Genomic DNA, 26,459 nt, shown 5'->3' with positions numbered 1-26,459 from the left:
TACATGTATCTAATCATGGAGGTAATCAATATGGAGCTTATTAAAGCAGATGTAACCGTCGTAGGCGGGGGGATTGCTGGGCTATGTGCTGCCATTGCTGCCGCTCGTCAAGGACTGCAAGTGTCACTTATTAATGATCGGCCAGTTCTTGGGGGAAATGCCAGCAGCGAGGTTAGGGTTCATATCAATGGGTCGGCCTATCTCGGCAAAAGTCCATCCTATTATGCGCGTGAGGGCGGGTTGGTGGAAGAGCTCAAGCTAAAGATTTTCCATTATAATCCGTTATATAACAAAAAGCTTATGCTTTCGCTTTCGGATACGGTCTTATTGGATATGGTCTACGCTGAGCCTAACATTTCGCTATTTCTGAATACATGTGTGCATGAGACGGGGATGGAGAACGGCAGAATCAAATGGGTAGAGGGCCTTCAATTGGCTTCCGAAAAGAAATTCCGTTTTGAAAGTAGAACCTACATCGATTGCTCTGGAGACGGGGTTGTCGGATTTCAGGCTGGAGCGCTCTTCCGATGGGGGAGAGAAGCGAAGTATGAATACAACGAAGACTTGGCCCCAGAAGTGGCGGACCATTACACCATGGGAGACACGATCCTTTTCCAAGCACGCGCTGTAGAATATGCCGTTCCGTACAGGAGGCCGGGCTTTGCGTATGATATTACGAAGCTGCCCTTTTTTGAAAGTATCAGAAAAGGTTTGAACCATCGTGCTTTTCCTAGGAAAATCAACGGACTTGGCGGATTGTGGTGGCTGGAATACGGCGGACATTTGGATGTTATCGCAAACAATGAAGACATCGCATTGGAACTGCGGAAATTAGTTTACGGGATTTGGGATTATATCAAAAATAGCGGCGAATTCGATGATGTGGACAATCTCATCTTGGATTATGTGTGCCCCATTCCGGGAAAACGGGAATCGAGGCGATTTATTGGGAATCACATGTTGTCTCAGAACGATCTTACCGCAAAGCCGCATTTCGATGATGCTGTATCCGTCGGGGGATGGTATATGGACTTGCATGCTGCGAAGGGCATCTACGATGAGGGACCCGCTACAGCATGGAATTTCGTGCCTGGCTTGTACAATATTCCGTTCCGCAGTTTATTTTCCCAGAATATACCCAATCTCATGTTCGCTGGTCGCAATATAAGTGCTACCCATGTTGCTTTTGGATCAACAAGGGTCATGGCAACCTGCGGTTGTATGGGGCAGGCGGTCGGAACGGCAGCTTCGCTATGTCTGAAATATGAGGTAGACCCTGCAGACCTCGTCGAAGCGCATATGGAAGAGCTGCAGTCGCTGCTGCTTCGGGACGGGCAAACGATTGTAGGGCTGAAAGAGGAATTGGATCCTTACTTCGCGGACGGATTACATATTCATGCCTCGTCGCAGCGCAGCTATGAGAATCTTCATCCAACTGAAGCAATTTCTTTGGAAAAAGGGTTTTGCTTGGTCTTGCCGATCGAGACATCCGTTGCGGAAAGCGTACGGGTCCAAATTAAAAATAGCTCCGAGCATTCGGAAACGCTGCATGTGAAGTTATTTGGCGGGGATCGGAAGGAAAACTATATTCCCACTAGCCAGTTGAAAGATTATAGCTTGTCTATTGCAGCTGGTTATGACGACTGGATTACGCTGGACTTGGGCTTAGAGAAGCCGGCTGACGATAAAATTTACATCGTATTGGAAGGAACGGAGAACCTTGCCGTGTACGGTAATGAAGAGAAACTGACAGGAGCGGTCAGCTTCCATTATAGGCCGGAGGAGCCGTCAAAGCTGAAGAAATTGGGTAAGAGCATCTGCTTTAAGGACCTGCTGCCACATCAGAATATGTACAATCCTGAGAATGTCGTCAACGGTTACTCCAGACCTTATGGTCTGCCGAACGGATGGATTTCCGAACGTACGGAAGGACAGGAGTGGTTGGAGCTTTGTTTTGCAAGCCCTAAAAGTCTGGATGAAATTCATCTCGTCTTCAATTCACAGCTGGATTTGGAGCACTTCGACGATCCGATCGAGCCCCTCATGCAAGATTATGATGTGACCTTGACCTTTGAAGACGGAACCGAGAGGGAAATCAGTATCCGTGGAAATTATCTCACGTTGAATAAACATAAGGTGGATGCGAAATGTGTAACTCGAATCCGGATTCATTTCTGCGCGACATACGGTTCGCCTTATCATGAAGTGTTTGCTGTGAAATTGTTTGCTCCTAAAACGATTAGTGAGGTCAGGTGAAATCGCGATGCAGGAATTCTTCCCTCGAAGAGGGTTACCTAATGTGATTCAGAAGTTGGAAAATGGGGAAACGGTGACAATCGTCTATTTTGGCGGCAGTAATACGCGTTCTGCAGGATATCGGGTCATGACGGCGGAATGGCTTCGTGAGCAATATCCCGAGGCGAATATCCGCTGCGTGAATGCGGGCATTGACGGAACTGGATCGGACTTGGGCTGTGCCCGTTTGGAGACGGATGTGCTTCGTCATCAGCCTGATCTTGTGTTTGTTGAGTTTGTCGGTAATGATGGCGGAGTGCCCGAGTCCAAGGCGCGGATCGAAGGGATCGTCCGTCAAATCCGCAAGCGGAGCCGGTTTACCGATATCCTGTTCGTTTATACGCTGAAAGAGCGAGATGTGGCAGGATTTCAGTCTGGGGAATACCAGAAGGGAGCCCTCATGCAAGAGGAAGTGGCCGACTATTACGGTATTCCTTCGATTCATCTTGGTGTGGCGGTCAGTCAGTTGGTGACGGAAGGAAAGCTTATTTTCACTGCAAAGGCAGGGGAGTCCGTTACCGGAGCTGTTGTTTTTACGCATGATTCGATCCATCCGATAATTCCCGAAGGACATCAGATTTACACGCATACAATTACCCGGTCATTTGAGCGGATTCGTGAACTTCAAGTTGGTTCGGGAAGTGTTGAACATAATTTGCCTCAGGAGCCTTTGGTTCCGTCCAATCCTTGGGAGTACGCCGTTATGCTGCCGCTGGATGGTCATGCTCATTTATCGTCAGGATGGTCATTCGTGACCCCTGATAATTTTGAACTGGCTCGCACATACGATTGGTTGTTCCCCGGCTTATGGCGAGCAGTCGATCCTGGAGAGGCTATCACGGTGCAGTTCGAAGGCACTCACATCGGGCTGTTCGATATCGGGGGACCCGATTCCGGCAGATTGAAGGTGACGGTGGATGGCGGAGAGCCCTTCCTAGTCGAACGATTCACATCCTACAACGATCACAATCGAAATCAGTTTGTTTTCTTGCCAGAGCTTCCGAATGGAAGACATACGGTTCGCTTCGAAATCGATAACGAGAAGACAGACAAAGCGGCTGTGTTTGAGGCATCCGGTAACGAGCGAAGCAGGCAGCATGTCCAGGAGCATCCGGATTGGTATGATCAAACGGTGATCCAGCTTGGGAAGTTGTTGTTGGTGCAGCCGCCCGTATAATGGAGAGGCTTAGCTTCTTGGAAAACCTGCATGGTACCTGACTGCTGCCCAGCAGTCTATTACCATGTAGGTTTTTTCACTTAAAATCTTATAAAAAATTCTAGAAATCGAAGAAATTTCACGGTTAGGTTACATGCTATGCTACAAAAGACGAAGGAGATTACCAGAAGGATATGGTTAATCGCTTCGTAACGATCATTCTAACAAAGGGGGGTATTATTGTTTATGTTGAAAGCGTTGTCAATAAATGGAGAGGATGTGAGTTATATGATAAAAAGGAAGCTGCTTTTAATCGTTTTAATGATGACGATGATAGTGCCATTAAGTTTTTTCGGAGTAAGCCCCGCTAATGCGGATTCCTTACCGAATAAGACGATCATCATCGATGATGGGAGCATCACGATTGATGGTGTTGTGACCTCGGATGCCGATAACATGAATAACGGATACTCGGCTCCGAATTGGACCACAAGTACAGGTGTGAAGGGGTATGATAACTCCAGTTCCAAATATACAAGTACAGTAGGCAGAACCATAACGTGGAATCCACGATTGGACGCAGGGACGGCGAGAATATCATTCTACAAGCTGGATTGGGCGGATAAAGCAGATAGCAATGTAAAAATCGAAATCGTTCATAATGGCACGACGGATGTTCAATTTATAGATTTGAGACCTTCATTCGGGGCGGCTGTGGGTTGGGTTGATTTGGGAGAATACTATTTTTCGGGGATTGGTGAAGAATTCGTTAGATTGACCCGGTCTACCAGCAGCACCAGCACGATACTAACGCGTGCGGACGCGGTTAAGTTCGAAGGGAATATTCAGCAAAAAGAGCCCCATAAGACGATCATTATTGATAATGGAAGCATCACGACGGATGGTGTTGTCACCGTTGATGTGGATAACAAGAATAACGGATATTCAGCTCCTTATTGGAGCACTAGCACGGGGGTAAAGGGTTACAATAATTCCAGTTCCAACTTTACAGATGCTGTGGGAAGAACCATCACCTGGAATCCGCGATTGGAAGCAGGAACGGCGAAAATATCGTTCTACAAGCTGGACTGGGCGGATAAAGCGGATAGTAATGTGAAAATCGAAATTGTTCACAATGGGATTACGGATGTCATGTTTATGGATTTAAGGCCATCATCAGGTCCATCCGTCGGTTGGGTTGATTTGGGGAACTATTATTTTAGTGGTGATGATACGGAGTTTGTCAGGTTGACACGAACACAACCTACAACTGGAACAATCATTACGCGTGCGGATGCGGTAAAGTTCGAAGGGAACATCCGGCAGCAAGCACCACCGTTACCTCCGCTGCGCAGCCGCACATTGGCGAATCTCAGTTACACGGAAAAAGGCAGCATTGAAAACGCAAACTATAAGGCGACTTTCTATGAAGCCGCTTGGGATGGAGGCAAATCCATCGTTCGTGATCTGTTCTACAAGGACACGGGGACAGGGAACTGGGTGCCAATTAATACTGTGCCGGAAAGACTTGAAGAACAATGGGTCTTATTGGATGGGAATGCGGGAAGTCGAACCAATTACTACGATACGATGAACAAACGCTGGATTACATTCGACGGGATCCATTTCCCTGATAGCCATACGGCCGTATTAACTGATTCTTTGCATGGAAGCGATTACGATTTACAAGTAAACTGGTCCTTGGCAGGGGACAAACCTGATGTTTCCTTTGCTTTTACACCTCGCAGGAACGGTAATTATGTGATTGGCTATCAATCATTTACAACAGAAGTGGTCTCCGGCATCAATGAAGTGTTAAGTGGTTTCAGGTCGCATGCGAAAATGGTAGGATCAGTTGAATCAACTAGCTTGAGAGAGCTAAGCGCTCCGATGAGTCTAGTTGAGAAGAATGATGGAGCCGGGAATGCGTTGTCATATGGTGTATTTGTACCATCAGAGCAGCTTCCGGTTGAGTTTGAACCGACGGGAGGCGTTTCCCAGCAGCGGCTTGGGATGAGTCTTGTCAATAATGAAGGCAGTGTACAGCCGATTCTTTATGCGCCTCAACTAGGTACGTATTCGCAAATGACTGCGGAAAGCACGTATCAGTTCCATATAGGGTTAATCGCTCAGAAAGGCAGCCTGTATAAAGCCTACGAGGATATTCTCCGCAGTGAATACGACTATTCGGCATACCGGGAAAATGTCGCGGATCAGTCACTTACTGACGCGATGTTTAATATGATCGATCTGCTCAAGATCGAACCGCAGGGGGATGACTCTGTTAATTATGTCCCATCACCAAGCGGGTGGTGGAACCGGGCCAAGGGCTTCATTGATATCGAGAACGAGGATAGCGTTCGAACTACATCGAATGCGGCTCTTCTGGGGGCTTATTATTTGACAGGGGACGACCAGCTTTACAATACGAGGGCGTTGCCGTTAATTCAGTACGGGGTATCGCGAAATGGTATCGGTTGGTCGCCGACACAGAAGCCCGTATACAGCGTACCCTCGTTATGGAAAATGGCAACCTTGCCGTTCGACGTTTCAAGTGTCGCCGCTGTCAATCAAATGCTGGGCACTTCGGCAGGCATTGGGGCGCTGGGGCAGGAAGAGTATCTGGTGCGAGATCCTGATCAGAAAGATCGGGGACCTGTCATTCAGCCCCTTATGATGTATCGTATGACAGGTGATGCGCAGTATTTACAGGCTGCCAAGGATGCAGCCGACAGCTATATCGCTCAAAATATCGATACGCCTGCATCCGTGAATGTGAGTAAAAATGAGTTTATTTATTATTATAGCAAGCTGTGGATGGAGATCTTGGAGCTGTACGAGGAAACGAAAGATCCTAAATACTTGAATGCCGCGTACAAGGAAGCTAAACAGTACGCCACGATGTTCGTTGCTCGTCCGGTTTCTGAAGGCACCGTTACGATTCCACAGCCGGAGACGTATAATTACGCGGAGTCATTCCATTGGCCGGAAAGTGGGAAATACGCATATCCTAGGAACAAGCTCCCTGAAGATGTAGCTGGGGGCGTACAAGCGGAAAGTTGGCTCGTTTCACCCAATGGGTTGACGTTTGAAGCGGGAAGTACAACCGGTTATTATAGGATGAATGCGCAGGAGGCGCCATTCATGATGAGGTTATCGCTGTATACTGGCGATAAATTATTGCAGGATATCGCTCATAATTCGGTCATTGGACGATATTCCAACTATCCAGGGTATTACTATAAGGGTTTCGCCGTTAGTCAACTCCAACCCGATTTTCCTCTGGAAGGTCCAAGTGGGGCTACATCCATCTATTATCACCATATGCCGGCACAGCTCGGACAAACGATGGATTATTTGATCACCGAACAATCGCTGAAATCGAATGGGAGTATTACATTCCCTTCCGTATTCGAAACTAATTTTTTATGGTTCAAATATCATTTGTATGGGAATAAGCCAGGACAATTTTACGGTAATTCCAACGTGTGGCTTTGGATGCCCAAGGGGATTATCGAGACCAATCATCCGCAATTGAATTGGATAACGGGAGAGAGCGGAAATAAATTCTACATCAGTTTAAGTAACGAATCGACGGTTGAGGTACAGACTCCGATCAAATTGAATGCGCAAATGATCGGGTTCAACCCAGCACAAAATTATAACGTAACCATCATCCGCGATAACGGGACACCAGAGCAGGCGGTTATGAGTGGCGGAATCATTCAGGCCACGGTTTCAAGCAAGGGAATAACAGCAATCATTGTGGAGGGGCTCGACATTGATGTGCCTCTGCATCAAGTTAGAACGGCCGATACATCGGATGCAAGTTATTTCTTCGATGTCCACAGTCCAATCGATGCTGTGAAAGGCATGCTCATCGTCAAGCCTGACGAAACGTCCTACGATGCTTACGTGCAGGCAAAAACGACAAAGCCAGCAACAATCCATTACTCCTTGGATGGCGGGGCCACGTACACGACCGTTCCAGATACGATTTATCCGATGGAATGGTCGATGAAGGTAAATGATTTATCACAGACCTTCACATATTATGTGGAATCGGACGGAAAACAGACCCGCAAGCGGACGCTATATCTGCCTGATCATGTAGCGGTAACGCCAGTTCAACCGGAATGGCAGGATGGCTCATCCATCATTGTAGATAATACGGAGGCGGATACAGAAGGTGTCTGGATACGAGATACCACGGCAAATGACTACTACTACGATAACTACGTGTATGCGAAATCGACTACCGGCACAGCGACAAGCAAGATTAGCTGGCGTCCGGAGCTGCCGGAAAGTGTAACTTACAGCGTGTATTACAAGCTCCCGCAAATAACAGCCACTAGCGAAAATTGGGCAACAAATGCTACTTTTACCGTTTATTATAACGGGGGCTCCGAGACGGTTACTGTTGATGAATCCATAGCCAATGGGACGTGGGTATTCCTAGGAGCCTATCCTTTTGCAGCAGGGGATAGTGGGTATGTCGAATTAACGAATAAAGCCAACAAGTCACGGGTAATTGCCGATGCCATGATGTGGGTGGACCCGAATAGGGCGCTCCAATTGGAATCGGTGGTCATCCAGTCGAATCAGGATGAATTGCAGATGACTCAAGCTGCTCAACTGAATGTAACCGGTTATTTGGATAACGGACTGATCGGTGATCTGACCCAGGCTAATGTGCAGTATTTCGTTGATAGAACCGATCTAGCTGAAGTGGACAGCAACGGTGTGTTAACCCTTCAAAGCTTGGATGGAGTAACAGATCATATCGAGGTGTGGGCCACGGTAACGATGGACGGAGTGACCTTATCAACACCGCATTTGACCATAGCCATCAGGGATCTGACGGTTATCGTCGACAGCACGAATACGGCTGGGTTATACACGACGGAAGGGTCTTGGAGCCAAAGTAATTTAGCCGGCTACAAAATTGGAGTGAAGTCCCGTTACTCGACTGTTCAAGGATCGTCGGCGACATGGAAGGCCCAATTTCCAGAGGGGAGATACGCAGTCTCTATCTACAAGCTCGTCCATACAACGGCAAACGATAACCATGTCAAAGTGGAAGTGAAGCATCAGTCGGTTACCGAGGTCACATATATCGATGCGACAGTAGGCTCGTCGGGTTGGGTTAATCTTGGCACGTTCGACTTTACAGGAGACGGTAGCGAGTATGTTCGTTTAACTAGGGAGACTCCGACTACGGTAGATCCCCCGACCCTTCCTGCTGATATGATTTATACGAGGGCTGATGCAGTCAAGTTTGAACGGCAATCCTTCAGAGCAGCATTGTTAGCGAACAACGTACCTGATAAACCGATACTATCGGATAACAATGTTGTTGCAACAGGCTTGCGGGACGGTAATTACGAGATTACGATGAATATGTGGTGGGGGAATAATGGCTCACTGTATAAGTTGTACGAGAATGGCCAGCTGATCCAAACGAATCCACTGGCCGATGCATCGCCAGCAGCCCAGACTTCCATTATTCCAATTCAAGGGAAGCCAAACGGAACCTATGTGTATACCTGTGAGTTATCGAATTTGTATGGAACGACTTCATGTGATCCACATACCGTCATCGTGAGTGATGCGAATCCCGGCAAACCTGTGTTGTCCAGTGACAACTGGGATCAAGATGGGAACTATTACATTACTGCTAATATGTGGTGGGGGACGAACGCAGTAGAGTATCGATTATACGAAAATGGCGAACTTATTGAAACGCAAGCTTTATCTTCACACACACCAAGTGCGCAATCAGCAATTACACAAATTTCGGGGAAAGCTCCTGGCAATTATCAGTATCGTGGCGAGTTTATAAATGGAAGTGGCACAACGGTAAGTGATGTTATACAAATTGTTGTAAAATAACCCCAAGAGCTGAGTGGATGAGAACGATCCATTCGGCTCTTTTATTTCTCTTTGCCATATTGACAATTAGCACGCGGGTGGTATTATATACCAGCTAGTGTCAATTGTATGAATTTGGGAGGTATGTATTTGCAAAAACAACTGTCAACTGCGAACAAAATGGCATGGGAAACAAAAGCGTATCAGGCATGGGTTCATAATTATGGAACACCAGAAGAACTTGCAGAGAAACTGAAACTAGAATACAAACATCATTTGCGCTACTGGCTAAAGTACATGGGTGATCCAGCGGGCAAGCGAATTATTAATTTACTCGGCTCACACGGTCGTAAGGCAATTTCTCTTGCATTGTTAGGTGCAGAAGTGACGGTGGTGGACATATCGGAAGAAAATCGATTGTACGCGATGCAGGTTGCTGCTGCTACTGGTGTCAAAATTGACTATATCTGTTCTGATGTTTTGGATATCCCAAACGAGGAAGCATTAGGCCAATTTGACATCGTGTTGATGGAGTTTGGTATTTTGCATTATTTTACAGACCTCAATGCTATTTTCAGTGTTGTTCGTCGTAGACTTGGGAGCAATGGTCGGTTTATATTGACTGACTTTCATCCATTCGCACGAGCATGGCTGAACACATACAACTTGCCGCAGCCAACTGGTAACTACTTCGATGATAGCATTAAGGAAGGACAAGTGGCTTTTGCAAAGTTGCTCCCCGAGGAAGAACGTTCTGAGTTAAGTAAAGTGTTAGTTCGAAGTTGGACAGTCGGAGAAATCATAACTGCTATTGGAACAGCAGGATTATGTATACGAACATTTGAAGAGATTGCAAGTAAGGCAGATCCAAGATTTCCAGAGTTCTATACGCTAATTGCTGATAAATTGGATGTGTCGTTGGCTCCGTTATATCCTTGATTAGAAGATGTGCTTTAATAAGGGGGTGCTTCGAGCAGCTCCTTTTTTGATTATCATATTTTTCGTGATAAAGTATTAAATTCAACTTATTTTTATAATTAAATACATTTTAATAACCAATTTAATATATAAATGTAACTAGAAATGTTTTACAATTACTTTGTAAAGCGCTTACACAAACAGGAAAGGAGATTCGAATCGTCGTCTTCCTAGTCAATGAAACAAGCATTGAGTTCATCAATAATAAATAGCGGAGGAGTTATTTTAATGAGTAAAAGGATTAAAATTTCAAGTATTACGGTATTTGCTATTGTTATTTTTCTCATGATGATGTCGTCGGCAAGTGCGTTCGGTCCCTCAACCCTGTATACATCGCCAAGCACAGATCCTAGCCCGGGAACCCTATATCCAAGGGCACTTACACTCAAGTACAGCGGTTCCTATAATGGAAGGATGCTGGCAACTTTTGAACATTATGTGAGTGGTACGCCCTCATTCCCTATCTATCAAAGCACAGATGGAGGGGTGACCTGGTCACACCTGTCAGAGGTTACGGACCAAGTAAATGGATGGGGATTACGGTACCAGCCGTTCTTATATGAACTGCCTCAAGCCATTGGCAATATGCCAGCGGGAACCCTCCTGATTGCAGGCAACTCGATTCCATCCAACTTGGCCACAACGAAGTTAGATATGTATAAAAGTACAGATCATGGTGTGACATGGACGTTCGTTAGCACACAAGCGACCGGTGGGAAAGCAGATCCATCTGGGGCTTATGATCCGGTTTGGGAACCGTTCCTTCTTGTAGCGAACAATAAGCTCATTTACTATTATTCCGATGAAAGAGATCCTCTTCATAATCAAAAGCTGGTACATATCACTTCAACAGATGGGATTAACTGGAGCTCAGCTGTCGAAGATATCGCTCTTGCTGATTCGACCAAACGACCAGGCATGACGACCGTGGCCAAATTGGGCAATGGCAGCTATATCATGACATATGAATATGGCGGAGCGAGTCCTGGGTTTGCTGTTTATTACAAAATCTCTACGAATCCCGAGAATTTTGGGGCAGCTACGGATCCCGGAACACAACTCATTACTCAGGATGGTGTCAAACCTTCAAGTTCACCGTATGTGACATGGCTTTCGGGCACAGGTCCCAATGGGACAATTGCCGTTCGGGCAAATTCAAGTTCAGAGTTATATTTGAATACTGAGAATGGCGCATCGAACACCTGGACGAGAGTAAGTACTGCTGTTGCGGGTGGCTACAGCCCTGCCTTAGTTCCTCTTGCGGATAATCACAATGTGTTAATTCTTAATGGTGGTCCTCTTGGCAGCACGAACCATAACTCCGTCACGTATGGAAGTATAGATTTGGGAGATGCTGCCTTGTTGCACCAATGGGAATCGTTTAGTGTACCCGGTTCTTATATGAGGCATTATAACTTTGCCGGGCGTATAGATCCGACTCCTCTTAGTAATGTGGATGACTCCAAATTCCGGATGGTACCGGGACTTGCGAATTCGTCTGGTGTTTCATTCGAATCGCTTAACTTCCCAGGCTATTATTTAAGACACTACAACTATGTCCTTCAAGTGGCCCGAAATGACGGGTCTGCAGCATTTAAGAGTGATGCGACATTTACCAAAGTGGCTGGATTGGGTGACGCTACGAAGGTATCCTTCCAATCCTATAATTACCCAACACGTTACATTCGCACATTAAGTAGTATTCTTAGAATTGATCCGATCAGTACGACGCAGGAGAAAAAAGATGCGACCTGGATTCAGCACTAATCGAACATAAAAAGAGATCGCCCTACCTTCGTAAGAAGGCTGGGCGATCTTTATTTGTTGGACTAAAGTCCCTATTCGAAAGTGACTAGATTCACTGGAATAACTTCTTGTTCAGGCGCATACTCACCGTCTATTTGTAACTTCAACAATTTAACAGCGGTTTTCGCCATTTGGATTTCATTTTGCTGGATGAAAGGCACATTCGGAATCTCAGGATCATCAAAAGAGATTAATTCCAAGTCTTGATTGGAACGGAAAGTGAGATTCGCCATCTCTGCGGTTAAGGTAAACGCCACTTCAATATGGGGACGAGCCGTCAAGAAATCTGTGATATATTGTATAACCTGTTCCGTCCTCAGAATGTCTAATGGAACATGGCACCACAAATTTTTATCAATCAATACATTATTATCAATAAAGGCTTTTTCAAAACCAGAAGTGCGATCTTCAATCGCTGTATTCGCATTTTCTGGTGAGATCAAAGCAATTTGCCGATGCCCTTTATTTAATAAGTAGGAAGCCGCTTCAAACGCCCCGTTAAAATTATCGGACGTAATCCGATATGTATCAATATTTCTTAAATAACGGTCAATGAAGACGAACGGGAACTTGTCTAGCGATAAGCGAAGCAAGGATTCGTTATATTTTTCATCCTCTGTTGGAAAAACGATGATACCTTTCACGCCCGCTTGGATTAACTCTTTAATAGATCGAGACTCTTCTGTTAAAGACTCGCGCGTGATATGTAAAATAAGTTGATACCCGGCCTCTTTTGAAAAGTACTCCAAGTAATCTAAGAGCTTTTGAATCACTCTCGTTTTCATGGTAGGTATAATCAGACCTATTATATTATTCGATTGCAAAGGTGGAGTAACGACGGGTTTGGTCGTGTCAGAATGGAAGGGCCCCGCTGCTACAAAAGTACCTTTCCCTTGAATACGAGTGACGAGTCCCTCATCCGCAAGGCCGATTAGTGCATTTTTAGCCGTAATTTTACTCACTTTAAACGTTTCTGAAATTTCTTGTTCAGATGCAATCAAATCTTTGGGGCGAAGAATGCCAGAAACAATTTTATCCCTAATGTCTTGTTGAATCTGTTTATAAAGAGGTATTTTGCTCATTTGGTCCACTCCAATGAACTGGATTTTTAATAGGATTACAGTATAACTCTATTATAGCAGAATTTACGAAAAATTAGATATAAAAAATATAAAGAAATATGTTTTATAATATTTTATAACCAATTGAGTATATATTATATTATTTCTATATATTATAATACTGTTATTGAAGCGCTTTCAATCAGATATTGGACTTCACATCATGGGATAACAAAACGTTTAGGGAGATTAAATTGCATCGAAGGCAGACTGGATTGTTGAGAGAAACTTAAAAAAGTGGAGGTTAACAAAAATGAAAAAGATTCTGGCGTTATGCTTCTCTTCTACCCTTGTTGTTACAGCACTATCTGGTTGTTCGTCAAATGAAACGACTTCATCGACCACTAGTCCTGCTGCTACGGCAGCAGCAGTAGCTGCAACTGCAGCACCAGCTACCCCGGCTCCAAAAGATGACGGCAAGAAAGTGAAATTAACTGTCGTGCATTATATGGTTGAAAAACCGAAGGTAGATACATTCAAGAAAGTGACAGACAAATTTACAGAGAAGAATCCTAATATTACATTCGATATTCAAGTCATGCCTGTAGATAAATTCAATGATAATATCAAATTGAAAATTGCAGCAAATGATCAGCCGGATATCATCTTTGGCCGTCCAGCGGGCATGGTTGAAATGACACAAGCGGGGAACTTCCTCGATCTTACGAATGAACCATTTACACAGCAAATTGATGATAAATTTAAGCCGAATGTCACCTACGACAACAAGGTATACGGTTTACCAATTGACTTGATGACGAACGGTGTCATGTACAATAAGGATATCTTTAAGGATGCAGGCATTTCGATTCCAAAAACATATTCGGAGTTGCTAAAAGCGGCTGAGACTTTGAAGGCGAAAGGGATTCCTGCTTTTGCAGCATCATGGAAAGACGGCGCTTCTTATATGAGCTTCATGTGGCCGGATATGTGGGGTGGACCGTTAGTGAAGATGCCGGATTACGCGGGCTCGATTACGTCTGGTCAAAAGAAATTCGCTGATCTTCCGGAATACAAAGGTTTCCTTACACGCGTAGGTCAATTATCGCAATACGCCAATGCTGATGCGAAGGATATTACATACGACAGAGCCTCCCAATTGTTTGCACAAGGAAAAGCGGCAATGGATATTATGGGTAGCTTTGCAATTGGAACGATTCGCAGCTACAATCCAGCAGGTAATTTCGGTGTGTTCATGTTCCCTTCCTATGATAATGCAGCTGATAATTATATGACATTGTCCACGGATAATACTTGGATGATCGGCAGCAAATCGAAAAATGTGGATGCAGCGAAAAAATTCTTTGCTTACATGGCATCGGATGAAGGCGCGCAAATTTGGGCGGATGGCGTACAAACGATCAGCGCTTTGAAAAACAACGTGAAGCCAAGCACGCAAGATTCCATGGCAAGTGATTTCTTAGACATTTACAAGACAGGCAAAGTTGTTAACAATCAGCTGAAACCACTTTGGTATGGACAATTTGATGATTCATGGCAAAAAACGATGTTGAAATTCATCTATGCCGATCCAAAGACAAGAAGTGTAGATGCTTTGGTTCAAGAATTAGATACGACATTCGCGAAAATTATTGCTAATAAATAAAGCGTATACATGTATGACAACTCCCGGCTGCTTGTAGAGGGCCGGGAGAACCATTATAAATTTGGGAGGGGTGATTGGATGAAGAGAAAATACAGAGATGAATTCGTTAAGTTTACATTTCTGATTCCAGCGCTCCTTTTCTTCTCGCTGGTTGTTCTCATTCCATTTTTTAGAGGGCTTAATATCGCCTTTACGAACTGGGATGGCATTGCAGATCATTATAAATACGTGGGGTTTCACAATCTTGTTCAGCTGTTTAAGGATAACGACGTTTTACCCCCATTGAAGAATACGTTGTTTTTCGCGCTTGTCACAACATTCTTTGTCAATGTGTTCGGCTTACTGCTTGCCGTATTGTTGGATGTCAAATTCAAAGGCGTAAATGTGCTGAAAACGGTTATTTTCATGCCGATGGTCATTAGTTTAGTTCTTGCTGCTATCATCTGGCAGTACGTTTACAGTGATATTTTCCCTATCTTATTTCATACCAATGGCGGGCTGTTGGGTAGTCCATCAACTGTCATGTGGGGGCTAGCCATCATCTGTATTTGGAAGGAAACAGGGCTGGCCATGGTCATTTATTTTGCAGGCCTTCAAACAATTCCGAAAGATATGTATGAATCCGCTCGCATTGATGGCGCCAGTAGTACACAACAATTTTTCAAAATTACGATACCTTTGCTCATGCCTGCTTTCACTTATTGTATCCCCTTATGGCTAGGAACTGGATTGAGGCAATTCGATTATTCCGTAGTTGCGACAAAGGGTGGCCCGGGTCGAGCGTCCGAAACAATGGCCATGTATGTATATAATTATGAGTTTCCTTATTTTAAAGCGGGTTATGGTCAAATGGCTGCCTTAGTCCTGTTTGTGATGATCCTCATCATTACGGTTATTGTTACCCAGTTTTTAAGAAGGAGGGAGGTGGAATATTGAACAACGAACATACTCGCCTTCGTAAATGGCCAAGAATTATCAGGATCATTGCACTATACCTCATCACACTTATATTTTTGTTCCCGTTCTATATTGCCATCGTGTACTCGCTGAAAACACGTGTAGAGACGGCACAGTCACCACTAGCTCTTCCTAAACATATTGCCTGGGAAAATTATTCGAATGCGATACAGTCCTCCAATTTCTTCTTAGCGTTAAAAAATAGTTTAATTGTTACTTCGTTAACTGTATTCCTTGCTGTATTTGTCTGTTCCATGGCCGCTTATGTCATCTCTAGAAGTAATAATAAATTTTACAATTTTTTCTATTATTTGTTTATGTCGTCCATCATGCTTCCCTTCCAAGTGATTATGTTTCCTTTATATAAAACTTGGGTAGATTTAGGTATTTTGAATACGCTGCATGGACTGACAATCTCATTGGTAGGTGTACAGGTAGGTTATTTTTGTTTTCTTTATGTCGGGTTTATCAAATCAGTTCCACGTGAGATGGAAGAATCAGCTATGATCGATGGAGCTTCGCGGTATCGTACTTTTTTTAGTATTATTTTCCCGTTATTAAAGCCGATTAACATGACCATTATCGTATTAAGCGCCCTTGGGGCATGGAATGATTTTGTTGTTTCGATGGTTATTGTTCAAAAGAAAGCAGTCTCGACCTTACCACTCGTTCAATTTAACTTTTTTGGTCAATATTCGTCCGAAGTCAATATGGCTTTTGCCGCGATTATTATGTCGATGGTTCCTATTATGCTTTTCTATTTGATTGCTCAGAAATATATTATTGGCGGTGTAACAGCTGGTGCGGTAAAGGGGTAGGCAGTAGGAGCCTCGGCACTGGATTGAGATTAGGAGAGAAGGGCTTACACATATGAATAATAACTTGGAGAAATCGACTATTTCAGAGGTATTTATGAATCCGCTTGTGGAACAACGTGCGGATCCTTGGGTGTACAAGCATACAGATGGTTATTATTATTTCACTGCCTCTGTGCCAGAATTTGATCGGATTGAACTTAGACGCGCTCGGCGCATACAAGAGTTAAACGCCTCAGATGTAGCAGTGGCTTGGACTAAGCACAAGGAAGGTCCGATGAGCTCGCATATTTGGGCGCCGGAGATCCATTTTATTCATGGCAAATGGTATATCTATTTTGCGGCGGCACGCTCGGGCGATACGGATAACGGCATGTTCGACCACCGTATGTTTGTTTTGGAAAATGACTCTAGCAATCCTTTAGAAGGAACATGGATAGAGAAAGGGCAAATCGTGACGAAGTGGGATAGCTTTTCGCTCGATGCCACAACATTTGAACACCGAGATATCAGATATTTGGTATGGGCGCAGAAGGATCCTGCCATCGCTGGTAATTCAAATTTATATATGTCTGCGATGGCCAATCCGTGGACCCTGCAAGGGGAGCAAGTGATGCTGTCGAAGCCTGAATTTGCTTGGGAAACGATAGGTTTCCTCGTGAACGAAGGACCGGCGGTAATTCGGAAAAATGGTAGGATTTTTATCAGTTATTCCGCTAGTGCTACGGATTATAATTACTGCATGGGACTTTTGAGCGCAGACGAAAATAGTGATTTATTGGATCCAGCATCATGGACCAAAGCTGGGCATGCGGTGTTCCAAACCAATGACGAGACAGGTCAGTATGGTCCAGGACATAACTGTTTTACAGTTTCGGAGGATGAAACGGAAGATATTTTTATTTATCATGCGCGTAATTATAAGGAAATTAACGGTGATCCTCTCTATGATCCGAATCGTCATGCACGTGCACAGGTATTGAAATGGTCTCATGATGGAGCACCTCTTTTTGGAATCCCTGTTAGAGATTCCAAGGATGATACGGTGCAAATTTGAAATGATGCCGGAAACAAAATAACCGACGGATAGCTCGAAAAAACAGCGGTAGTCTGGACTTTATTTTCGTCCTAGGCTAACGCTGTTTTATTTTCACCACTAAACATGGTTGCTATTCGCAAAATATTCACGTGTATCTTTGCGGGATTGAGGAGTTAACATACGATCAAGTTCTTCGTTTAACCAAGTAAGCGACTTGTTACGAAGAACATTGCGCATACTATCTTCGGCTTCGCGCATGGTTAAGTTAATCAAACAGGGAGAAGCTTTAGCGCATGCGGCATAGTCTTCATCACGACAAAGATAGCTATTATTTTTGATGTTCTTGCATTGAAAAATCGGAGCAGCACCTTCAACAGCTTCAACGACATCCCAAAAAGAAATATCCGCAGGCGACTTGGCTAATTTATAGCCTCCTTTGACACCAGGGACAGAGGTTACGATACCAGCTTTGGTTAATTTACTAAAAATCTTCGAAAGATAGGTTTCCGAAACGCCTTGAAAAGCGGAAAGCTCTTTAATCCCAATAGTTGAATCAGGAGGAATATCAATTAAATATACCAAGCAATGCAGTCCATATTCTACGCCAATACTATACTGCATCCCAACACCTGCTTTCCGATCTATATAAAGGTTGCTATTAAACATCTTAGGTTGATTTAAACCCCTTGTCAAATAGGGTGTTTTGGTGTTTTTAGCCAATAGACCCATGTTTTTTCGTTGACAGTGATAAACGAAATGGCTATATTATAGATATAGTTAATCGACGATTAACATTATCGACGATATGACGAAGCTGTATTTTAACAATTAAAAATAAAGGAGTGTACTCACACATGGAAATTAGATTCGATTATACGAAAGCACAACCTGAAGCTTTTCAAACACTTTTAAAATTAGAAGGGTATGTAAGGAAGAGCGGTATTGACCACAAACTGTTGGAGCTAATTAAAATCCGCGCTTCGCAAATTAATGGATGTGCCTACTGCCTGGATATGCATACGAAAGATGCGCGTGCGATGGGGGAGACAGAGCAACGAGTGTATATGCTCAACGCATGGCGTGAGGCTCCTTTCTATACAGAAGCAGAGCGGGCCGCGATCGCATTAACGGAGGCTGTGACCAAAATTTCGGAGGCTGGCGTTCCGCAGGAATTATATGCGCAAGTCCGCAACCATTTCGATGAAGGCCAATTTGTTAACTTAATTATGGCGATTAATGCGATTAACAGTTGGAATCGAATTGCGATTTCAACAGGCATGGTACCAGGAGATTATCAACCAGCAGCTCATAAATAATGTTTAGTGGAATTATATGAGATCTGACCCTTGCAAAAATTGGTTACACTTCATAGATTAAAAAAGAAGCTTCCAAAACCACACGTACTGTGGCTTTGGAAGCTTTTGCAATGTTTCGATCTAAAAATTGTGGATTATCTATCAAAAATAATTTGGTTGAAATTGGTACAGGTACGTAAAACGTCAATTGGTGGTCCAATGCATGCTCTACCACCCAAGATAAGTCTAAAATGACCATGAGCAAGGTCTCCAAATTCCCCTCTGAAAGTCAATTCTAAAACGAAAAGACCAAATTCTCCGCCTAAGCTAAATGTTGGATTCCTCAAACTTATCGTTCCAGATAGAACAGGTGCCCCGAACACTCTCACAGTGATTTTAATACTTGGGTCACTGGGATCAACATCTAAGTCTAGACCTAACCCATCGATTAATCGTACAGAAACACAAGTATGACCCGGAGGGCATGAGGTAATTGGTGGCTGAATTAAATTATCAACAATACGTTCACTAAGTAGAACGTTCTTGCTGATTGTTTTAAGTTGTTTATTGATCTTTCTCAAACTCTTTTTAATCTCATCATTGTATTTTTTGCACGCTAAGAGATGCTCAATCATCTTTTGATTAATAAGAACATTTCGGTTGATTGCTTTAAGTTGTTTTTGTATTCTTTTCAAGGAATCTTTATCAAATTGTTTGCCTGAGAGAACTAGTTTAGTTCCAATCGTGTGCTGATTAATGAGAACTATTCTATTGATGGCCCTCAGTTGTTTTCTAATCTGTAATAAGATAACTTTTTCATCTTTTTTGCAAGTCTTTCTAAATTCAATTATTTTCTTTCTATTGAGAAGAACAGCATTGTTAATAGCAATCAGTTGTTTTTGAATCCTTACTAAAATATCATTCTTATTATTTACTGACATTGACTTGCACCTCCTTTGCAGTACAATAATATATGTGCAGTTTCATATTTTGATATAGGACAAATCCTCAAATTGAGGTGTATAGTGAAAAAACAAACACCAGTCTAACACTTTATGTTCGTGTTTACTGGTGTTTGTTTTTAAATTATATATTTTCTTATGTTCCTAATGCTTGAACTAACAATGAGTAATCTCACAAATCTGTGTTAAAAAATGTTCAATAGAGAGCCACATCAGGAATAGCCCTCCTGAAACAATAAACACGGCTCCCGCAATCGCAATCCAAATATGCGACTTGTTTCTTCCGATTTTGTTTGTATTACCGTTATCCCATTCATCCGTAGGTTTTATATAGCTCCCTCCTTTTTATCATCGAGCGAATTTACGCCATACCGGGCCAAAGCTTTCGTCGCCGACTCCAACATACGTCTTTTCAAAAAATCCCCCTCAATAACACGAACACGCTTTCCGAGAAAACGGATCTTGGAGAGAAGATACTCCGTTTCGTCGCCAAGAATAGTTACCCTGACTCTATAGATATCTTTCTCTGTATCATATGCAACATCTTTTTCAAAACTGGAAAGGGCATATAGAATTCGCGACAGCTCTCTATTGTAATCACGAACGACTTCAAGGACGGCTTCGCCTTTCCGCGCGTCTAGAGCTTTTTTACTCTTCATCAGAATGCTATTTGCATCCTCTGTTTTCAATGCCTCAGCAGTGACACTTATTATCTTATCTAATTTAGTACGCATGATTGTGTGATGCCGAAAATCATACCAAAGCAGGTACCATTCCCTTTTGACCATGGAATATTCTAATTTATAGGGCACCCCGGATTGGTCTGCATGCATGCGTCCTCTTTTGATCTCATAGGTTATACGTATTCCGCTTCTCTCCGTAATAAGCCTACGTAAAGTTCGCAGGAGCGGGTGGTAGACCTGTTTCTCCCTACTGCGGGCTTTTTCAATGAGATGGTCTGAGGTGTCCATGACCCGATCTTGCCCCAGGATAGCACGCAGCTTACTCAACGTATCAGGAGTGAAAGCCTCATCTGCCGCAGGATGCCCGAGCATCGTTTTGAGCCACGCCCTTTCGTGCGAAGTGACCATGAACGTACCTGAGTCTTCTAGCCGGGAAATAATTTGGTAATTAAAAATCTTCTCAAACAGATTCATAATAGGCCTGAATCTCCTTCCATTCGGCGATCATTTCCCTGCGGAGCTGAACCGGCTCAAGTATTTCACAGCTAGACCCGAAACTGCGCAGCCAAGGCTTAATTTCTGTCGTCCCGTTAATCAGGATCTCATAGATAAAAGAATGCTCATCCTCCTGCACGATTTGTCCCCATTGACCTTGCAGCATTACACGCTCCCTAACAAAGTTAGGCGCAGAACCTTCTGGATTGTAAAATCGAGCACGAACCGTCACGGGTTGCCCCGTGTCTATCAGCCAGCTATACTGAATTTTCGCATGAAGCTCGTTGATCCTGTTTTCAAAGACATCTTCGTCAACGGATTCATCTTCTTCGATTTGCGTGATCCCTTCCAAACGGTATTTCCGAACACCTTCTCTGCTATTTGAGAGTAGATACCAACGCCCGTATTGATGATCGTAGACGACCTTCAAGGGGAGCGTTTTCTCCACTTTTCCATTCGTATCCCTCTCGAATAGAGGGTTGGTGTTCTTGGAGGCGTAGCTTTTTTCGGACTTTGGTGAAAAATATAAGAAACGAACCTTACGTCGGCTACGGATTGCGCTCAGGATGGTGAACAAATGCGCTTCATCTAAGATTCGGGAATAATAGTGATACTTATACAAAAAAGGTTCAATGGCCTGCTTTTCTGCTTGTTGGCGAGTAATATGTTTTTTCAATCCATCGCGCAGCAAATAGCCTTGAACAGAAGGGACCTGCGTGTTCGCCATGACATCTACGAAATCATAGAGATCATAAAGCTCCTCGTTCGATAATCCGTGGATCAAATCGTTTTGGATGCGGTAGCGATAGGGACGAGCACCTGCTTGCCTTGAAATGACACCAACTTCTTCCAGATACTTAAGATCAGAACGAATCGTCTTCTCATCGGGCAAGGATAGATCGGAAGATTGACTGGTGCAACAGATGTCTAACAGTTCCATGGCTGTCAAAGCTTGTTCGTTCATCGCGGCTAAAAGCAACGTGATTCTCTGAGATTCAGACTCCTTTAGGGATTTGGCCCGAAATAAGAAGAGCAGCATCGGATCGGTGGACTCGTAATAGCTGAAGCGAATCGTTTCAGCGAATTCCTTGCGCTCCTCCTGAGGTAAGTGCTGGTACGTGGAGCTCACGATTTCTTTTAACCGTCGGATCGTCTTGTCAAAAGTATGGATAGAAATGCCCAGCCTCTCTGAGAACTGCTGTCTGTTGTAGGCACCACTCGTCAGCACGAGCATGCGCAGAAACTGGATTTCTTTATCAAAGCTTTCCTTAGCCACGATACTCCTCCGTTCAATCTACATCTTATTTCCATTGTAACAGGGGATGTAATTGGGCGAAATGGTAAACTTTCTCTGTCATCGTAATACTTTCGCCATGTTCGACGGGATGAAAATGAGCGAAGATAGGTACATAAGGCCGACACGATATCTCTAAAATTTGGAAGGAATTAACATTCAATGGTTGAATACATACATGTACCAAAGGAGGAAGAACCATATGTCCGATGTTCATCAACAAATCCTAGAAGAATTGAAACGGATCGAGAAGGAAGAGGGCGTCCGCATCTTGTATGCCTGTGAATCAGGCAGTCGAGCATGGGGCTTCCCCTCCAAGGATAGCGATTATGACGTAAGATTTATATATATCAGGCCAGTGGAGTGGTATCTTTCGATTTATGAAAAACGGGATGTCATCGAGCGACCGATCAGCGATATGTTGGATATCAATGGCTGGGACTTGAAGAAAGCTTTGAATTTGTTTCGTAAATCGAATCCGCCTTTACTAGAGTGGTTACAGTCTCCCATACTGTATATGGAGAATTTCACGATAGCTGATCAAATCCGTCGTATTTCGCCACTCACGTTTTCGCCAAAATCTTGTATGCACCACTACCTACACATGGCCAAGGGGAATTATCGGGAATACTTGCAGGGTGATCATGTCAAAATCAAAAAGTATTTCTATGTCCTACGCCCGATCTTGGCCTGTGAATGGATTGAACGAAATAACACGATGCCGCCTATTGAGTTTCAGGAACTTGTGGATAGCTTAGTGCCAGCGGGGAGTCAGCTGAAGGCGGCTATTCAAGAGCTGTTCGCTCGTAAAATAGCAGGCGACGAGATGGATTATGAGCCAAGAATCAATCCGATCAATGAGTTTTTAGAGACGAGAATCGCCTACTATGATCAAATCGCATCCACGATGCAGGTTGGTGAGGGTGGTCAGGATTGGCAGTTAGATGAGTTATTTCGTAAGGCATTGAAAGAAGCATGGGGATAAGGTTTACAATTTTAAGGTACAGGAGCTGAACAACATGGCTTATCAAAATATTAACGGCGTACGCGTCTGGGGGCAGCCCGATGAAGGTGCTTTGTCACAAGCGAAAACATGTTCAGAAACAGGAAGAGTCGTTCAGACGCTTCTTATGGCTGATCATCATAAAGGGTATAGCCAGCCGATCGGCGGGGTTGTTGTATACAATGGTCAATTATCGCCATCAGGCGTAGGTTATGATATCGCTTGCGGGAATAAAGCCGTAAGAACGAATCTAATGGCTGCTGATATCAAGTCTCGCATGGCAGGCATGATGGATCAAATCTCACGTAAAATTTCCTTCGGGATCGGGCGTGTGAATAATGAAAAGGTTGATCATGATTTGTTCGATGACCCGGATTGGGATGTATATAAAGCAATTGGTAAACAAGAGCACGACAAGTTAAAGGCACTTGCTCGTGATCAGCTTGGAACCGTAGGTAGCGGGAATCATTTTGTGGATGTGTTTGAGGAAATGAGCACGGGGCGAGTGTGGGTAGCGAATCATTTTGGCAGCCGCGGGTTCGGTCATAAGACAGCGAGCGGATTCATTAATCTGACGGCTGGCCGCGACTTTCTGGGCAACGCACCAGGTGAAAAGATGGATCAACCGCCGATTCTTTTGGATTTGTCGAGCGAATTGGGAGACATGTATTACAAAGCCATGAAGCTGGCAGGGCGGTATGCTTATGCGGGGCGAGACTATGTGATGGAGCAAGTGTTGGCCATTTTAGGAGCAGAAGCAGATTTCGCGGTGCATAATCATCATAATTTTGCGTGGAAAGAGGAGCATGATGGTCAAGAGACGATAGTGGTCCGTAAAGGGGCTACGCCTTCTGCGCCGGGGCAACTTGGCTTCATCGGGGGGAGCATGTGCGATATCTCCGTGATCGTTAGAGGGAAAGATACCGATGAGAATCGGGATGCTTATTATAGCACGGTGCATGGCGCCGGCAGGGTGATGAGTCGGACGCAAGCGGCAGGCAAAATGAACTGGAGAAACCGCACCCGAAGCGGCGGTCAAATTTCGCCAGATCGCATGATGAATGCGGTCAAGGATTATGGTGTGGAGCTTCGTGGGGCTGGAACGGACGAAAGTCCTTTTGTCTATCGGAAGCTGGAAGATGTGCTGGGCGCGCACGAGGAGACAATTGAGGTTCTGCACGTGTTGAAGCCAATCGGTGTTTGTATGGCAGGGGCGGATGAGTTCGATCCGTATAAGGATTAGGAGAGGAAACAGGTGAATAATCCATGCTGTTAGTGATGAAAAAAATCACTATAGCAATATAGAATGGGACGAATCCGACTCTCACTAACCAATAAAGGCAGTCCCCGAAGTAGAATTCTACTTCGGGGACTGCCTTTACTCATTCAACGCATCCTCTAATTCCCACGTATCGCCAATGCCGCTTACCTTATAGCAAGAACCTTCTAACGAAATGCAAGCTTCCAGTTGTAGTCGCGGAAAGGTTAACAACCAGCTCTCCTCATTGTTCTCATACTTAATAGGGAGCACCTCATGCAGGTGTCGGATGAAATCGAAAACATTCGTGTCATCGCCTGACCCCCGCTTGAAATCAACCCAATGACCTGTGACCTTGCGATCGTTCACCGCGGTGAGGAGATCCATAAGCCAAGAAGGAGCAGCCCCTGCTTCATCAAGCTCGTTCTCCGCAATGTGCTCCGCCAAAGCTTGCCTATTAACTTGCTGCGAACCGTCGGCAGTTAATGCTATAGTCAGCTCATCCAAGAGCTGACGCAATGTATTCCGTTCGGATGAACCCATTCCCTACACCTCCTAGCTTACTGGAAACATCGTATTGATTTTCAATTTGCCATTGTCTGGCTGAATATCTAATTGGACCTGATCACAAGTGACCTCTGTACCATCGCGGAGATAACCGACCCCTGCACCTGGTACACTGATCACGGTACCCATGCCGACGAGTTTTTGTTTCGGTGCGTTTTTGGACACCAAAGTGCTGTAAGCACTGGTGAAGGCCGCCTTATGCTTATCGTCCGAGACGAATTTCGAAGCGGCTTTGCCCGTTGGCACTTTACTCACCCGACCTGAAGGCGCGGTACCGCTTTTCAATCGTTCGCGTTGCTGTTCTTCCGTAGTATGCGCCCCGTGATCGGCATAGGAATGTCCACCTCCGACATCATATGTACTTGGATCATTGGCATCCAATCCGTCGTATAGAGTGGCAGCCACCTTTTGAATCGTATCCGAAGAGGTTGAAGCTTCTCCACTTACTAAACTATCGTTGTCCGATCTCTTCATTTGCATACGCTCGCCGCCCAAATCAGATGCTTTCGCTCCCATACGATCGGCTTCGGACTCTAATCCGTGATCATCATTAATGGCGACGCCACCAGCTTGCTGCGTGGGTGCTACTCTGCCTTGACGCTGTTGGACGACATGCCAAGCCTCATGCGGCAAATGCTGCTCTTGACCAGGTCCTACATGGATGTCATTCCCTTGTGCATAAGCTAAGGCTTGCAACTGAGCAGGTTTATCGGAATTGTAATGCACCTTAACGGAATCCATGGACATACCGGATAAGTTTTCTACACCAGATTTCAAATCATCAGGCATGCCCGTGTTATTCTTTTTGGTCTGAATAGGCTTCTCGGATCGGGTTGGTGTTGGAGCTTGAGATCTAAATAATTGAGCGACGGCGCGATTCCCGATGGTTCTCTGTAGTTGTGCGATATGTGAAGTGGAAAAAGGGGACATGCGATCCGCTGTTCCAGTTTGTTTGGCTGAGCTGTTAGTGGGTTTCTGCTTATCGTGTTGTTCTGACGATTGGTTATTTTTCACATGTGATTGATAACTCATGAATACAATTCACCGCCCTAAGTAAATTACCTAACTTTCAACAAATTCCCTTTCGTTTCCTTATTTATTTTAAGGTAAAAGTTACCATTGGACAACAGTTCTAAAGTTGCGTTTATTCGATTGACGATGTGTTGCTGCTCACAGAAAACAACAAAAAGGCCATCCTATAAGGTAAATCCTAAGGGATGGCCTTTTCCATTCATCGGGAGGTTGGTTAAATGATATC

19 protein-coding genes are annotated in these 26,459 nt (G+C 44.3%); 12 read left to right on the top strand and 7 right to left on the bottom strand.

Features of this window, described 5'->3' with window-relative positions:
- Positions 1–30: 30 nt before the first annotated feature.
- The 5 genes from L6I86_RS15690 (at position 31) to L6I86_RS15670 (ending at position 12,067) form a co-directional block, all read left to right on the top strand.
- A complete protein-coding gene (locus tag L6I86_RS15690) occupies positions 31–2,256 on the top strand; it encodes an FAD-dependent oxidoreductase (protein WP_236288510.1) in 2,226 nt (741 codons plus the stop codon).
- Between the two features lie 43 nt (positions 2,257–2,299).
- Positions 2,300–3,472 carry an SGNH/GDSL hydrolase family protein gene (locus L6I86_RS15685; protein ID WP_236288508.1) on the top strand — a complete coding sequence of 391 codons (1,173 nt, stop codon included), beginning with the start codon at positions 2,300–2,302 and terminating at the stop codon, positions 3,470–3,472.
- A 300-nt stretch (positions 3,473–3,772) separates the two neighbouring features.
- Positions 3,773–9,343 (top strand): golvesin C-terminal-like domain-containing protein, encoded by a 5,571-nt coding sequence (locus L6I86_RS15680; RefSeq protein WP_236288680.1) that lies wholly within the window; start codon positions 3,773–3,775, stop codon positions 9,341–9,343.
- Between the two features lie 129 nt (positions 9,344–9,472).
- Positions 9,473–10,261, top strand: coding sequence for a class I SAM-dependent methyltransferase (locus L6I86_RS15675; RefSeq protein ID WP_236288506.1), 789 nt, complete (start codon positions 9,473–9,475; stop codon positions 10,259–10,261).
- 267 nt (positions 10,262–10,528) lie between these two features.
- Positions 10,529–12,067 (top strand): AbfB domain-containing protein, encoded by a 1,539-nt coding sequence (locus L6I86_RS15670; protein WP_236288504.1) that lies wholly within the window; start codon positions 10,529–10,531, stop codon positions 12,065–12,067.
- A gap of 71 nt (positions 12,068–12,138) precedes the next feature.
- Here the strand turns inward: L6I86_RS15670 and L6I86_RS15665 are convergent, their stop codons facing one another.
- Positions 12,139–13,188: a GntR family transcriptional regulator gene (locus tag L6I86_RS15665; protein ID WP_236288502.1), complete on the bottom strand. Its 1,050-nt coding sequence runs from the start codon at positions 13,186–13,188 to the stop codon at positions 12,139–12,141.
- A gap of 292 nt (positions 13,189–13,480) precedes the next feature.
- On the opposite strand from L6I86_RS15665, the gene L6I86_RS15660 reads away from it, so the two are divergent.
- The 4 genes from L6I86_RS15660 to L6I86_RS15645 all read left to right on the top strand — a co-directional run bounded on the left by L6I86_RS15660 (position 13,481) and on the right by L6I86_RS15645 (position 17,662).
- Positions 13,481–14,833, top strand: coding sequence for an ABC transporter substrate-binding protein (locus L6I86_RS15660; protein WP_236288499.1), 1,353 nt, complete (start codon positions 13,481–13,483; stop codon positions 14,831–14,833).
- Positions 14,834–14,911: 78 nt separating this feature from the next.
- Positions 14,912–15,769 carry a carbohydrate ABC transporter permease gene (locus L6I86_RS15655; RefSeq protein WP_236288497.1) on the top strand — a complete coding sequence of 286 codons (858 nt, stop codon included), beginning with the start codon at positions 14,912–14,914 and terminating at the stop codon, positions 15,767–15,769.
- Complete coding sequence (locus L6I86_RS15650; protein ID WP_236288495.1) at positions 15,766–16,608, top strand: carbohydrate ABC transporter permease; 843 nt, start codon at positions 15,766–15,768, stop codon at positions 16,606–16,608. Before L6I86_RS15655 ends, L6I86_RS15650 begins: the two co-directional genes overlap by 4 nt.
- Before the next feature lie 52 nt (positions 16,609–16,660).
- Complete coding sequence (locus L6I86_RS15645) at positions 16,661–17,662, top strand: glycoside hydrolase family 43 protein (protein ID WP_236288493.1); 1,002 nt, start codon at positions 16,661–16,663, stop codon at positions 17,660–17,662.
- Positions 17,663–17,761: 99 nt separating this feature from the next.
- On the opposite strand, the gene L6I86_RS15640 is transcribed toward L6I86_RS15645, so the two are convergent.
- The gene (locus L6I86_RS15640) at positions 17,762–18,265 is read right to left on the bottom strand and encodes an Rrf2 family transcriptional regulator (protein WP_236288672.1); all 504 of its coding nucleotides are present in this window, start codon (positions 18,263–18,265) and stop codon (positions 17,762–17,764) included.
- Between the two features lie 233 nt (positions 18,266–18,498).
- On the opposite strand from L6I86_RS15640, the gene L6I86_RS15635 reads away from it, so the two are divergent.
- Positions 18,499–18,960, top strand: coding sequence for a carboxymuconolactone decarboxylase family protein (locus L6I86_RS15635; protein WP_236288491.1), 462 nt, complete (start codon positions 18,499–18,501; stop codon positions 18,958–18,960).
- Between the two features lie 134 nt (positions 18,961–19,094).
- Here the strand turns inward: L6I86_RS15635 and L6I86_RS15630 are convergent, their stop codons facing one another.
- The 3 genes from L6I86_RS15630 to L6I86_RS15620 form a co-directional block, all read right to left on the bottom strand.
- Entirely contained in the window at positions 19,095–19,880 is a 786-nt protein-coding gene (locus L6I86_RS15630) for a hypothetical protein (RefSeq protein WP_236288489.1), read from the bottom strand.
- Between the two features lie 347 nt (positions 19,881–20,227).
- The gene (locus L6I86_RS15625) at positions 20,228–21,058 is read right to left on the bottom strand and encodes a WYL domain-containing protein (RefSeq protein WP_236288488.1); all 831 of its coding nucleotides are present in this window, start codon (positions 21,056–21,058) and stop codon (positions 20,228–20,230) included.
- Positions 21,045–22,355, bottom strand: a complete 1,311-nt coding sequence (locus L6I86_RS15620; RefSeq protein ID WP_236288486.1) for a helix-turn-helix transcriptional regulator — start codon at positions 22,353–22,355, stop codon at positions 21,045–21,047. The genes L6I86_RS15625 and L6I86_RS15620 overlap by 14 nt, the downstream gene beginning before the upstream one ends.
- Before the next feature lie 220 nt (positions 22,356–22,575).
- On the opposite strand from L6I86_RS15620, the gene L6I86_RS15615 reads away from it, so the two are divergent.
- Both L6I86_RS15615 and L6I86_RS15610 read left to right on the top strand, forming a co-directional pair.
- Positions 22,576–23,358, top strand: a complete 783-nt coding sequence (locus L6I86_RS15615) for a nucleotidyltransferase domain-containing protein (protein WP_236288484.1) — start codon at positions 22,576–22,578, stop codon at positions 23,356–23,358.
- A gap of 34 nt (positions 23,359–23,392) precedes the next feature.
- Positions 23,393–24,619, top strand: a complete 1,227-nt coding sequence (locus L6I86_RS15610) for an RtcB family protein (RefSeq protein ID WP_236288483.1) — start codon at positions 23,393–23,395, stop codon at positions 24,617–24,619.
- Between the two features lie 135 nt (positions 24,620–24,754).
- On the opposite strand, the gene L6I86_RS15605 is transcribed toward L6I86_RS15610, so the two are convergent.
- The gene (locus L6I86_RS15605) at positions 24,755–25,177 is read right to left on the bottom strand and encodes a hypothetical protein (protein WP_236288481.1); all 423 of its coding nucleotides are present in this window, start codon (positions 25,175–25,177) and stop codon (positions 24,755–24,757) included.
- A 12-nt stretch (positions 25,178–25,189) separates the two neighbouring features.
- Positions 25,190–26,233, bottom strand: coding sequence for an eCIS core domain-containing protein (locus L6I86_RS15600; RefSeq protein WP_236288479.1), 1,044 nt, complete (start codon positions 26,231–26,233; stop codon positions 25,190–25,192).
- Positions 26,234–26,459: the final 226 nt, after the last annotated feature.

Origin of the sequence: Paenibacillus allorhizoplanae (assembly GCF_927798215.1) — a bacterium.
Lineage (GTDB): Bacteria > Bacillota > Bacilli > Paenibacillales > NBRC-103111 > Paenibacillus_E > Paenibacillus_E allorhizoplanae.
Note: the sequence above shows the minus strand (reverse complement) of the source record. Positions and strands in the feature narration are given on the sequence as shown.